Source organism: Sphingobacterium sp. InxBP1, from assembly GCF_026191775.1.
GTDB lineage: Bacteria > Bacteroidota > Bacteroidia > Sphingobacteriales > Sphingobacteriaceae > Sphingobacterium > Sphingobacterium thalpophilum.
In genome coordinates, this window is the sequence record NZ_JAINDX010000042.1 from 91,579 (window position 1) to 105,074 (window position 13,496).

At 43.5% G+C, this 13,496-nt stretch carries 13 protein-coding genes; 3 read left to right on the forward strand and 10 right to left on the reverse strand.

The genetic code is table 11. The annotated features are described in order from the left end of the window. Positions 1–10 precede the first annotated feature (10 nt). From K7A41_RS08140 to K7A41_RS08150, 3 genes are all read left to right on the forward strand, one after another. Complete coding sequence (locus K7A41_RS08140) at positions 11–1,042, forward strand: sensor histidine kinase (protein WP_028068785.1); 1,032 nt, start codon at positions 11–13, stop codon at positions 1,040–1,042. Then, positions 1,023–1,787, forward strand: coding sequence for a LytR/AlgR family response regulator transcription factor (locus K7A41_RS08145; RefSeq protein ID WP_265713321.1), 765 nt, complete (start codon positions 1,023–1,025; stop codon positions 1,785–1,787). Before K7A41_RS08140 ends, K7A41_RS08145 begins: the two co-directional genes overlap by 20 nt. Before the next feature lie 272 nt (positions 1,788–2,059). After that, positions 2,060–2,476 carry an organic hydroperoxide resistance protein gene (locus K7A41_RS08150; protein WP_265713322.1) on the forward strand — a complete coding sequence of 139 codons (417 nt, stop codon included), beginning with the start codon at positions 2,060–2,062 and terminating at the stop codon, positions 2,474–2,476. A gap of 248 nt (positions 2,477–2,724) precedes the next feature. Here the strand turns inward: K7A41_RS08150 and K7A41_RS08155 are convergent, their stop codons facing one another. From K7A41_RS08155 to dinB, 10 genes are all read right to left on the reverse strand, one after another. Beyond that, a complete protein-coding gene (locus K7A41_RS08155; protein ID WP_265713323.1) occupies positions 2,725–3,672 on the reverse strand; it encodes an alpha/beta fold hydrolase in 948 nt (315 codons plus the stop codon). A 260-nt stretch (positions 3,673–3,932) separates the two neighbouring features. Beyond that, a complete protein-coding gene (locus K7A41_RS08160) occupies positions 3,933–4,415 on the reverse strand; it encodes a DinB family protein (protein ID WP_265713324.1) in 483 nt (160 codons plus the stop codon). A 99-nt stretch (positions 4,416–4,514) separates the two neighbouring features. After that, entirely contained in the window at positions 4,515–4,904 is a 390-nt protein-coding gene (locus K7A41_RS08165) for a RidA family protein (protein ID WP_028068790.1), read from the reverse strand. Between the two features lie 101 nt (positions 4,905–5,005). Beyond that, complete coding sequence (locus K7A41_RS08170; protein WP_265713325.1) at positions 5,006–5,569, reverse strand: Crp/Fnr family transcriptional regulator; 564 nt, start codon at positions 5,567–5,569, stop codon at positions 5,006–5,008. Between the two features lie 238 nt (positions 5,570–5,807). After that, on the reverse strand, positions 5,808–6,035 hold the full coding sequence (locus K7A41_RS08175; RefSeq protein ID WP_265713326.1) for a hypothetical protein: 228 nt from the start codon (positions 6,033–6,035) through the stop codon (positions 5,808–5,810). 234 nt (positions 6,036–6,269) lie between these two features. After that, on the reverse strand, positions 6,270–7,496 hold the full coding sequence (locus K7A41_RS08180) for a retropepsin-like aspartic protease (protein ID WP_265713327.1): 1,227 nt from the start codon (positions 7,494–7,496) through the stop codon (positions 6,270–6,272). Between the two features lie 95 nt (positions 7,497–7,591). Then, positions 7,592–8,137: a helix-turn-helix domain-containing protein gene (locus K7A41_RS08185; protein WP_265713328.1), complete on the reverse strand. Its 546-nt coding sequence runs from the start codon at positions 8,135–8,137 to the stop codon at positions 7,592–7,594. Positions 8,138–8,232: 95 nt separating this feature from the next. Then, a complete protein-coding gene (locus K7A41_RS08190; protein ID WP_265713329.1) occupies positions 8,233–8,913 on the reverse strand; it encodes a hypothetical protein in 681 nt (226 codons plus the stop codon). Between the two features lie 220 nt (positions 8,914–9,133). Continuing rightward, complete coding sequence (locus K7A41_RS08195; RefSeq protein ID WP_265713330.1) at positions 9,134–12,070, reverse strand: DNA polymerase III subunit alpha; 2,937 nt, start codon at positions 12,068–12,070, stop codon at positions 9,134–9,136. Next, complete coding sequence (gene dinB / locus K7A41_RS08200; protein ID WP_265713331.1) at positions 12,051–13,232, reverse strand: DNA polymerase IV; 1,182 nt, start codon at positions 13,230–13,232, stop codon at positions 12,051–12,053. The genes K7A41_RS08195 and dinB overlap by 20 nt, the downstream gene beginning before the upstream one ends. Positions 13,233–13,496: the final 264 nt, after the last annotated feature.

Genomic DNA, 13,496 nt, shown 5'->3' on the forward strand with positions numbered 1-13,496 from the left:
TCTCATTATCATGTTTAAGCCTAAGAAGCAAGCTCCCTTTAGGATCTCAAACCGTTTAATATGGATCAGCTCCATTTCACTGGGAATATTAACGTCGATACCAAAGATTGTTGATCATCATTTTGATCCGGCCGAAGGTATTGCTGATTTTGCCGTCACATCAGGCTTTGCATTATTGATCTGGTATTATAATATATACACGATACCTGCGTACACAAAAAAAACAGGGCGCAAAAGTGTGATCTCCTCGCAGCTCTTTAAGGGGCTTGGTGTCGGACTCGTGCTGATGTTTCTGTTGTCATCGCTTCAGTATTATATCCTTTCGCATTTAAATTTCGGCCCCAAAATGCTCATGTATGAAGTCAGGGGTATACTGATCAATTTGACATTTTACATGTTTATCCACATTTTATACCAGACACACCTCAACCAGCAGGTTGTCCGTGAGCTCGAACGTTCCATGGCTGCCAACCTTGAAGCGCAATATGAGCTCCTAAAGCAGCAGGTGAATCCACATTTTCTTTTTAATAGCCTCAACACCTTAAAATATATGGTGGATAGCCACGATGGCCAGTCTTCAGAATTTATCATAAAACTAGCTGATTTTTATAGATTTACCCTAGACAGTCTCAAGCTTAACGTTCTCCCGTTAAAGCAAGAGCTGGCGATCATGGAATCCTACATTTACTTACTGAAAGCACGTTTTGAGGAAGGCTTGCTGGTTACGCAAAATTTGGGGGCTGAGCTCGCTGAGACCCTCATCCCTCCTTTTACGCTTCAGCTATTGATAGAAAACTGTATCAAGCACAATATCGTTTCGCTCGAGAAGCCGCTTCATATCCGGCTATACCGTGAAGCCGACTATCTCGTTGTTGAGAACAACCTTCAAGAAAGAAAAATTCCAGAGTCTTCCACTGGTCTCGGCATCAAAAACATTAATCAACGTTACCTTCTCCTTACCGATAAAGAGATCGTAATTCTCAAAACAAATGATACATTTACGATAAAACTTCCTATACTATATGAACATCCTAATCATTGAAGATGAAGTCAAGGCTGCACGCTCGCTTGAAAATCTGATCTTAAAACTACGTCCTGATTCCCGTATCCTTGCCAAGATCCAGAGTGTTGAGGGGGCGATTGCCTATCTATCAAATAACGCCAGTCCTGATCTGATCTTTATGGATATCCAGCTGTCTGACGGAATCAGCTTTGACATCTTTAAATCTGTGAAGATTGTATGTCCTGTTATTTTTTGTACAGCTTTTGGGGAGTATGCCATGGAAGCGATCAAGGAAAATGGAATTGACTATTTACTCAAGCCGTTTTCGGAGCAAGATCTCAAAAATGCTTTTGAAAAAGTGGATAACTTCAAAAATATATTTCAAAAGGTGTCCGGAAATGACCTTACCGAACTGCTGACAAGGATCAATGGCGGAGAAAATAAAAAGACAAGCTTTCTAGTGTTCAAGAATAATAAGTACCTGACAGTCAAAACAGAAGATATCGCGTATATCTATATCAATTATACGTCTCCTTCCCTAGTCACCTTTAGGGGGGAAGAATATGACGTCAATCAGTCCTTGGATCATTTGGCGGGATTGCTCTCAAGCAAGCAATTCTTTAGGCTCAACAGGCAATACCTGATCAACTTCGCTGCAGTCAAAGAAGTCGAGCATTATTTTGGAAGAAAGCTGTTTGTGAAATTGACCGTACCTACAGCGGAGAAGCTTTTGATCGGAAAGGATAAAACCTCGCTGTTCCTGAACTGGCTCGAAGACCGTTGATCCGGTTTCCAGCGACGCCCTGTAAATGTACTTAAATGCCACTGTGAGCCCGGTGGCATTTTTTTATGCAGCTACCCCCCAGAGCATAATTACTGCGAAGGCCGATGCCTGCTTCATTATTTTAGGTGTCCGTCTCAGCTGTTAATATGTCCGCTTGCCACAGTTTTCACTGTGATCGGGGCGTATTTTATGCTCTCTTTGTAAGCATCAGATACCGTAATGCGGACTGAAAATGAGAATCAATAAATTTTAAACCACAAAACAACGGAAACATGAGTAACATCGAAAAAGTATTGTACACAGCAAAAACCCGCACAATTGGCGGTAGAGAAGGAAGCGCTAAAAGTAGCGACGAAAAATTGGACATTGTACTTTCAGCACCGGGATCATCTGGCAAAGGAACCAATCCTGAGCAGCTTTTTGCAGCTGGCTGGTCAGCCTGTTATATCGGTGCGCTAGGGCTGGCGGCAAAAAAACTAGGAACAATATTGCCCAAAGAAACGTTTGTGGATGCGGAGGTAGATCTAGGAATGACAGGTGAGGCCTACCTATTACAGGCTAGGTTATATATCAGCCTTCCCGGAATCGATAAAGCCGTTGCGGAGCAGCTTATCCAGCTTGCCCACCAGACCTGTCCATATTCCAAGGCAACAAGAGGCAATATCAACGTTTCCACAACACTCATCTAATCTGGGTGCCTGAGACCCGTCTTTCGCTGGTTTCAGATGGTTTCTACAGGACTTGGTGACTAGCCAAGAGAGCTAATGTCTGAGGTGATATCGGCGTCAACAGCCATAGTTGTCTGAGGAAATGTTGAAGCTTTTTCAAATGGAAATCGCTAAAAACAATAAGGGTAGATCATCTTTATCATGATCTACCCTTATTGTTTGCACCTAGAAATAGGCTATTGACGATTGAAACAGCTGTGCGATATGAACTATTTAGCCAAAAATGCGACTGCTTTTGCCAAAAATGCTTCATAATTCTGATAGAAAGCTGCGTGACCCGAATCAGCAAACTCTAAAAGTGTGGCGTTTTCTAAATTCTGTTTCATATTGTACGCATTCTGCACGGAGATGGGAAGATCCTTATCACCGTGAACAATTAACACAGGTTTTTTGATGTTTTTGATCTCATTAAGCGCCTCTGGGTCAGGCTGAGCCCAGGCTAGTACAGCGGTAAATTGCGCAGCGGATGTTGCATCGCTCAGTGCAAGATCACGGTCAATGGTACGCAAATGCACCCGCGCATAGGAGGCTTTACCCGCCGAAATGCTTACCTGTGAATCCGTAAATCCAAATTTCAGATAGGATTCTTCTGGACTTAGCCCTGCACTTCCAGCGATAATATTCGGCAAGTTGGCAAGGCCGATCGCACCTTTAGGTCCGCTATCGACTAAAATAATTTTATTGATCAGTGCAGGCTCGGTCAGAACGATTCTTTGTGCCACAAATCCCCCCATGGAGAACCCCATAATATTGACTTTCCCAAGATTCATGGCTTTGATAAAATCAATGGCATCGTTGGCCATTGCCTGTACCGTGTTGGGAGTATTTCCTTTGGACGAGGCAACGCCTTTATTATCGAATATGATCAATTGGTATTGCTTAGCCAGTCCATCAGTCACTGCCGGATCCCAGTCATCCATAGAACCTCCGGTCCCAGGCAATAATACCAAAGGAGTCCCCCCCTCTTTCCCCCAGCTCCGGTAGGCGAAATCGGTTCCTTTTACATTGATAAATTTTGTCTTTGCGTTGTTATGATTCACCACTATCGCCTCCTGATCAGTTGGGAAATCATTGTCGTTGCGGCATGAATTGGCCATTGTGGAAAAAAGAGCCGCACATAAGACGCCTGTAATTGTAAATTTTGTAATTGCTTTCATTGTTTTTATGTTTGATTATAGACCAAACTTAGGGCAATCACCTGGACAAAACACGGGTAAACTCGTTGAATCGGACAAATTCATCGCTGAGCACGACATTCTAAATCTCAAACATCGATGCTCGCTATCCTTTGTTGGTCCGGCACGGAATCTGTCCGTATGTACAGCAATGTTACTGCTATTGACAAAATTTAACATCCAGTCTTAATGCATAAGGAATGTTGCCCGCGACTGCATATGACTCATTATACATCTTGTTGTTATCTAATGATGTCTGTATCTATGGGCACGTACCCCAAATGCCTACTCAACGAAAGAATTTGCCCCTTGTGATGGAACTCATGTGTGATCACATGGGTAAACAGCTCCAATGGGGTTGTCGTTTTTGTGACTCCGTTTAGCTTTAAGTCTATCGGCACAAGTTTAGAAGACTCGTATCTGTGGGAAAAATCAATAATTTCAGTATCAATCAACCCGAACATTTCTACTACTGCATCTATGTCATTTATGCTTGTATATTCGGTAAAGGCTATGTCGTTATCCAGTGCATGTTTAACAATCCAATATTCATAGGTATTTGCGATATGGACCAGCAGATTTCGGATGCTTCCTCCACGCCCAAAAGAGCTGTTCTGGTTTAGAAAATTCTCATTCGAAATACGCGTACAATAATCAAAAAGTGTTTTTCTTGATCCTTGAACCAAACGATATTGATATTCAAAATATGAGTTTGTATGTTCCATTTTACTAGTTATTGTCTTTAAATTGGCATGTAGCGTGCCTTCGCTTACTCGGCGCAGGCACGCTACCTCACACATCAGCCTGTTGGGCCGCATCCTTAATCATTTTACTACGGTAGCTTCCAATTCAACTTTTAACGTTTCGAAAAGACTGACGACTTCTAATAAAGTAGTTGCCTGCCTCGTTCCATGCTTGGCAATCCAATCCTGAAAAACTGGAAAATGCGGCCACAATTCTTGGGTGGAGGTTGTATATATATTCAGTCTAACAATATTACCGCAAGAGTAGCCTGCTTCTGTAATCACCCTTTCTAGATTTTCCAAGCTTTTTATTAACTGTGTTTTCATGTCCTCAGTGCTAGATACTCCATCGTCATCGATTGCTGTCTGTCCTGAAACATATAGTGTTCCCTCTGCATTCTTAACTTCGATAGCCTGTGAGTAACTTCTGGCATCTTGCCACTTCCATGGGTTTGTCGCATTAATTTCCATTGTGATTTAAATTAATTGTGTAAAATTCTTAACAACACAAAATTGAAAAACAATGCTAGCAGATGAGGTTGACAAACCTCACAATTTTGCTGTGATAAATATCACAGGTTCAACCTACTCAAAGTTTCTCTTGAGACTCCGAGATAAGCGGCTAATTGGCTTTTTGGAATCCTATTGCTAAGCTTTGGATACTGTTTAAGAAATTGTTCATAACGTTGTGCCGCATTCAACGTCAAGGAAGAGAGCACACGGCGTTGCATACCTAGGTATCCAAAGTTTGCCTTTTCTAAAAAGAACCGCTGCATAGTAGGACTTTCTTGACACAGTTTGAAATAATCGGCATTGTTTAATGCAAGTACCGTTGTATCTTCCAAACAGATCAGGGATAAAGTCGCGGGTGTCCCAGTATAGAATGCATAAAAATCACTTTCCCACCAATCTTCCATAGCAAATGAAACGATATGCTCTTTTCCTGACTGATCCAAATACACTAATTTGGTCAGGCCTGATATGATAAAATAATGGTAAATCGCTTTATCACCTTCCTGGATAATGAATTGATGCTTTTTATATCTTTTGAGTTTAAAATGGTTTACAATGAATTCGGTCTCCTCCGGAGTTAACGAAACTACCTTTTCTATATGTTTAATTAATATATCTAACATCAAAAACAATTATTACAGAGCTCGTTACCCTTGCCACCTGCAGTACATAATACACTTCAAAAGTAAGGCATAAATTTAACCATTATATTTTACCTTTTAGAAAGGGCAGACATAACTCAACAATTTTTTCTTTAAGCTATGGGATACGCGTTATATTCAACTTATCCCAGGGCAAGTTTTTATTTCAGTAAATCTTTGCCATTTCGGCCTATTACAACAAATAGGCTGAGACATCAAGTTAGTCTGAATATATACCGTTGATGTATTCAACAAAGATCGTAAGTTCGTCAGTGGTCAGCCAGCTCGGGTTGTTGCACAACATCACCCAGTCGCCATGTCGCAAAACGACAGAGGTCACAAAACGTTTGTTTATATACACATGATATCGTCGTCCACCATATAGCTCTCCCAGCACGATTTGTTGGGGTATCCCATCTATTTCACAATTAATGATAAACTCTTTCATCTTTTCATCTATACCAGTATTAAGCCTTGTATACTCGAAAACCTATAACGTTCAAAACAATCGTCGAGTACATCAGCCGTGAATTTCAAACTGTTAACGGCTCAAATATACTAATATTTTTAGTAATTAAAAGACAATAGATGATTACTATTGCCTTGAACAGAAAAGCGATGGTTTATATTTATAACGTTATCGAAACACATCCAGAAGTACATTGGAAAGTGATAAAACATCTTATTTTCCCTGTATTTTTGCAATCTCTTTTAAATAGCTATTGTAATCGGAATAAGGCTCATTACGCCTACCATTAGGTTTTAAATAGATAACACCATGCGTATTATCCAGGATAATGTTAAAATGATTTAGGATCTGATTGCCAAAAAGACTAGCTCTTCCTCCCGGTTTGGATGGGTCCGCTGCATTGGTAACGATGTCATTAAACCATACTCCTGCGATCTCCGCATTCAGACGGATGATTTTTCTGCCATTGATCATGGTAAGAGGCTTTAGTTCTTCCCAATATCCATTTCTCGACGTAAAGTCTTCTCCCAAAAGCATGGTACCGTCCCGGCCGGTGTCGAATAAAAACCAAAAATCATATTCTTTGTTATTGTGAACAAAACGGGCCTTAAATTTCGGACGATTTTGTTCGAAGAAAACTGTCGCTTTTTTATAGTCCTTTACCTTCGATGGCAGGGTACTGTGGACAATAAACTCCATCTTATCGTAATCGATCTCGATAACATTATTCCTGAAAAAAGTATTGCCTATGATAACATCTTCGTAAGGCTCCATATTGCTAACTTCGGCAAACGGCACGCCCTGCCATGTGATAGCTCCGATCTTTAGCACATTATTAATACTATTTCTTGTTTTATTAAGACCGTTGGTATTACTGACCGTTACATGGGAAGTAAATGACAAATCCAATTTCTCGGATGAGTTTCTGTTGACAGCGCCCATGCCTGCGCCAAAATCAAATTGAATAACGACTTTTTTGTCGTTCAGCAGCCCGTCAAAATAGATCCGCGAACCGATCATCCTGAAAGGAAAACGTAAGGGATAGTCTCCAACTGCATGCATCCGCGGGAAATCGTTAGGCAGTGTCGAGGCGATACGAATATGACAGGTATCTTTATTGTTCAACAGAACTTTAAAATCATAACTTTTACCGGGATTGGTGCGTAAGATCAACTGGTCTTGATCGGTTTTGAATTTAATAACGCTTTTCTTTGCGGGAATATTGACATAATATATATCAGGGTGTAAAGTGGGATCGAGCTTCCAATCTATCTTTACATTTTCACCGTCTTCAATAAACGCTGTTTCAGCTGCGGCTTTTATGATCTTTTTGTGCTGTGCTACAGCCAAGTTATTCGTCACAACGGTAATCGCGATAACCAATTTAACCAGGGACCAAGCATGCCTTAAATTCTTTTGAAAGGTAGTTCTTCTCATCATGATTTTTTTACACAAAAGAAGCTATCGGGTCCGAATAACTGAAATATATGGCCCGCCAATGCCCCGTCAGTCCCTCGCCAATGTGGCGACAATTCCTAAAATATATTGATATTAGGCCATATATGCAGTTTTCCACCTTTCCCAATCTCAATAGCATTTCGTACAATAATAACGGCATTTGCAAAGACCCATGCGAGTGGAATGAGCTCTATAAATTTACTCTTTATCTCCAGCCAGTCAGTAAGAATCAAGACGAATATGAACAGTACAATGGCGACTAGGGTTGCCAGAATCTGGATGGATATCACTTGACGATTAAGGTGATTGTTCTGTTTTTTTAGATACATCAATACCAATGGAAACAGGACATTTAGTGGAGGAATCAACAGCAACGGCAATGCGGAAAAATTGATAATCTTATTCCATTTTAAAACTTCGGAATTTTCCATTTCCATGGGTGCCACAGTGACAAGGTCGATCTCTTCCACCTCCAAGGCTTTGATCAGTGCCTTAAGTGTATATCCTTTTGGAGACTGCCCCGCCTCAATACGTTGTATCGTCCTCACGCTAATACCGGATTTTTCAGCCAGTTCTTCCTGTGTCAGCTTTAATTGTTCTCTGATCTGTAAAAGATTATTCATTGTTATAATTGATGTGATCCGTGTTGTCAAACGATATGTTAAGTTAGTCAAAGATACGTTTTTAATAGAATCTTTTTAGGTTATGACCTGCTTGCTCAACTCCTCACCTGCGGATCTACATAATATATCCCATGATCAGTGAGCGTCAACAGGTCATGGGGTGATATGGGGCAGTCGACAACCTCTTCCGTTCCATCTCCTATGATAAACTGGAGGTTTTCTTCGATTTCGATAGCTCCTTCCAGGATACTACCTTCATCCAAAAAATACAGATCAGATGTCATCATATTGACCTGGTTTTTGATGATCCATGCTTTCAGTTCGGGTTTGTTCATTTGGACCAATCGTGCTGCCAGCTCCTGAGCTTCACGCAGGTCTTCGTTGGCCCACTTAGGAAACTCCTTAAGTAAAAATGCCTCATATTGATTCCATTTGCCTGTATGAATAGCGTTATTTCTCAGATACATTTTCTCCCCATAGGTGCCTACTTCTTCAATGTAGTCATCCCGTGTTTTTATATTTCTTTCTATAAACACGCTGCCAGACAGGTTCCGCTCATAGATATTTGTCAGCGCATAGGCAATCACCATGATGTGAGGTCTACCCGATGAGCTGCGTGTATACAATGACTTGATCCAGTGGTCGACATGATCGACAGTAATAGGCTGCCAGGTAATATTTTGAGGATCCTGAATTTCAGACGGAGAGACCAGCACATTGTAACCTTGTTCCTGCAGCTCCCTCAAGACCGCTCGATTGATAGTGACAAATTTCATTTCAAAAGCTCTTAATCAAAAGATATTGTTTATTCATCTTTAACACCAGAGCGACAACGCACAATCTAACCCACAAAGTTACTTTTCTGTCCTCTCTGTAATCTTGAACAAATGTGCCACCCATATAGTTCATATCTAGCTGCTTGCACTGATTAACGAGACTACCAAGCGACTGACCGCCGCTGGCTGAGGACGCTGTCAGACGAAATACATCATGCGATTACTCGCTCCGCGGATCTGCCTTGAGTGGCATCTTGGCACAGCGTGTAACCTCTACCGAAGGGCATCCGTAATCCACAACGACTTTGCCTTCGATCAGATAAACACCTGCTCCCCGCAAAGGGTATTTGTCGAGACTCTGCGGAAAATGCATGGTGTCAAAGAAACGCCCCTTCGCATCTAGAAATGTACCGAATTTCATCAGCTCTCCCCGTTTGGTCCTAACATGCTTCTCACAGACAAAATCGCCCACCATACGAACGATTCTACCTTCATAATGAGGAAGTTCGACGGACATCACATCGCCACGATAATCGCTTTTGGCCAAGTCGAACAGGGTACCTGTGACACAAAAGCCAATCAGTTCCATCTCATCGTAATAATCTTCCAGTGCATTTTCTTCCAGCGCGGGCAACACCGGCTTGCGGCTTTCAATCTCAAACAGCAGCATACCGACCTGTGCAGGCTTGTGCTTGCTCATCATTAGATGAGCTTCCCAGAGTAGCTGCTTCTTCCCCTTTCCAGTAAAACGCAACGCGCCTACACGGATAAGGATAATGACCTGCTCAAGCCCAGCCCGGGTCCGTCTAACAAAGTCCTCCAGGCTCTGATAATGTCCATGAGCTCTCCGCTCATCGATAATCCGTTGGGCTAATTTTGCTTCAAGATGCAGCAAACAGTCAAAACCGAGATAAATCTCCCTACCCTGAATAGAGGTATTAAAGGCTGACTGGTTGACGCAGGGCAGGCAGATCAGGCCACCCGAAATCCGTGCTTCGTTAACATAGACTTTGCGATTGTAGAATCCCCCATAGTTATTGAGTACAGCAACCATAAACTCCAGCGGATAATAGGTCTTCAGGAATAGGCTCTGATAACTCTCAACGGCATAGGATGCAGAATGAGCTTTGTTAAACGAATAGCCGGCAAAACTTTCCATCTGGCGCCAGATCTCCCGGCTGACTTTCTCATCATATCCCTTGGCCCTGCAGTTGGCAAAAAACTTGTCCTCGATGTCGATCAGATGCTTCTTACTTCGGTACTTGCCCGACATCATTCGGCGCAGCACGTCTGCATCGGCCATGTCCAATCCGCCATAGGCATTCGCGATCTTCATCACATCTTCCTGATATACCATCACGCCATACGTTTCTTTAAGCTGTTCTTGGAACACGGGATGTGGATACGTCACAGCTGCAGGATCGTGATGCCGGCGGATATATTCTCCCATCATACCAGAGCTGGCCACTCCCGGTCGGATAATGGACGATGCCGCGACTAAAGTAAGGTAGTCGTCGCAACACAGCTTGGTCAAGAGCTGGCGCATGGCAGGGCTTTCGATGTAGAAGCAACCGATGGTGTTGGCCGATCTGAGCTGCGCAGCAATATTGGGATCCTGAAAAAAACGTTTGGGCTGGTCAGTATCAATGACAACACCTAGGTTTTCCCGCACAATAGTACGGCAATCTTTGATATGGCCTATCCCCCGTTGAGATAGAATATCGAACTTCTCAAAACCAATATCCTCAGCGACATACATATCGAACTGTGTGGTGGGCAATCCTTTGGGCGGATTGTCCATCGCCGAATAGCACGTCAGCGGTTGCTCTGAGATCAGTACGCCGCTTGCATGGATAGTCCGCTGATTGGGAAAATCGGCCATCCGATTGTAGACACTCAAAATGGTGTTGGTCACTTCATTCTTGTTGAGCATATGCTCAGGCTCGTGCACCAGACGGTCGATATCCGCCTTCGGTAGGCCGTATACTTTGCCGAGCTCTCGCAGTATGCTACGCGAACGGAATGTGCTCATGGCACCCATCAATGCCGTATGCCCCTGCTGATAACGGCCAAAAACATAGTTGTATATATCGTCTCGCTCATTCCAGGCAAAATCGATATCAAAATCGGGAGGGCTCTTGCGCTTAGGATTGAGGAATCGCTCAAAGGGGAGGTTAAGGGCTATAGGATCAACGTCCGTAATACCGAGACAATAGGCAACAGCAGAATTAGCCCCTGAGCCTCTGCCCACATAATAGAAATTGTTCGCACGGGCATATCTGCAGATGTCGTCCGTGATCAAGAAATAGCTGGAAAACTGTAGCTCTTCAATAATCTCCAGTTCGCGGCGGATACGTTTGCTTGCCATGTGATCATGATGGCCATATCGTCTGGCAAAACCTTCCATACAATGTGTGTATAACAGTTGCTTGTCTTCATACCTGCTGTCAGTAAATGTATCTTTGTTTTTAATACTGGTAAAGTCAAAGTTAAAAGAGCATTGATCTAGAATGCTATTGGTATTGGCCAACACCTGTGGTAGCTCAGAAAACAAGCGCACCAATGTGCTCCTGTGAATAAAAACTTCGTCCTCTGCAGCGACTTGCTCCTTGCTCAGCTGCGAAATCAGCAAGTTGTTGTCTATAGCTCTGAGCTGCCGGTGGAGGGTATAATCGGTCTTACGGAAACTGATAGGTGCGAGGATCACGCAGCGATCGAGCAGTCTTCGTTCCAGCAGCTGTGCGCGTGTACGCTCACTAGGTCTTATGCCAATATACTCAAAGTCATGCAGCGGGAAAGCGCCGATTCTACTAAAGGGATAGATTACAAAAACCTGCTCAAATTCCGGCGCACGGTCCGGCGTCCTACGATTTGCTCTATTGAGTTGAGTGCGGTATTCATTGATCTCCCGAAATCCCCGCTCATTCCTAGCGATGGCAACGAAGCAGAGCTGGTCTCCGTCCCTAAATTCCATTCCGGCAAGAATATTGAGCCCCGCATCACGTCCCTGCTTGATAAAATCGAGGGATCCTGAACTATTATTAATATCGGTCAGTACAGCAGTGTCATAACCGCCAGCCTGCATACCTGCGATCAGATCCTCGAGGCTTAGCGTACCAAAACGGAGGCTAAAGTAGCTATGTAGATTTAAGAGCATGCTCCCCTCCTTTCTGCGGCGGTGGCGCACAGATTGCTTTCATCAGCAATTCGACACCATACCGCTTGCGAATCTTGTCCATAGCTTGCATCAGGTTTACTTCCTCGGCCGTGTCGTCAAACAGGTCAGTCTGATAGGAACCATAAATGAGTCCTGAAAATTTAATCCCGATAAGGCGTATGAGCATTCGCCGGCTGTATAGCTTCTTGAAGAGTGAAAGCACCACCTCAGACAGCTTTCTGTCCGAATTGGTGTAGGGGATCTGCAGCTGCTGGGTATGCGTATCAAAGTTACTGTATCGGATCTTGAGGGTAACGGAACTGGTTAGCCGCTGCTCTTTCCGCAGATCGAAAGTCAAGGTGTCGACCATGCCGATCAGTGTGCGGCGGAGCACGTCCATATCAATGGTGTCCTGCTGAAAGGTCGTCTCCTTGGACATAGACTTTTGTTCACGAAAAGAGACCACAGGTGATTCGTCGAGCCCATTGGCCTTACGCCAGATGTTGATCCCATTCTCACCAAGGACTTTCTGCATCGTCAACAGCTCCATCTGCTGCAATGTGCCAATCTTAGAGATTCCCATATTACGCAGCAGGGTATATGACTTTTCGCCGACCATAGGAATCTTGCGAATAGACAAGGGGGCCAGAAAACCCTTTTCGGTACCCTTCTGCACCTGACGTTCGCCGCATGGTTTGGCGGTACCGGTAGCGATCTTGGAGACAGTTTTATTGACGGATAAGCCGAAACTAATGGGTAGGCCCGTTTCCCGAATAATCCGCTGGCGGAGTTCCTGCGACCATTTCCAGCAGCCAAAAAAACGGTCCATACCGGAGACATCAAGATAATGCTCATCTATGCTGGCCTTTTCGACAATGGGTGTCGCCTCTTCAATGATCTGAGTGACGATACTGGAATATTGGCTATACCGGTCGTGGTCTCCACGCACAACGACAGCCTCGGGGCACATACGCAGTGCCAGCCGCATGGGCATAGCTGAATGCACGCCGTATCGACGGGCTTCATAAGAGCAGGATGCGACAACTCCGCGGTCGCTACTCCCCCCGATAAGGACAGGCACACCAATGAGCTTACTGTTCTGCAGACGCTCAACAGATACAAAAAATGTGTCGAGATCACAATGTACTATACTCCTTTCCATGTCTTTCGTTCTAAAAGACCGTTTTCCGGTCCCCCGTGTTGTGGATAATTACCCTCAAAAATACTAATATTATTAGTAAATAAACAATATGGCATATCATTTTTACACTTATGACTTAATGGCTAAGTGAATAAATATATCCGTCGATCAGTAATCGTACAAATTCACCGATGTGTTGCTATAGAAACCAGCGACTACCATCTAAACACTTCAGGGGTTACCAGCACTCTTTTATTCAATAAAAGGTACCATTAAGCATCGATT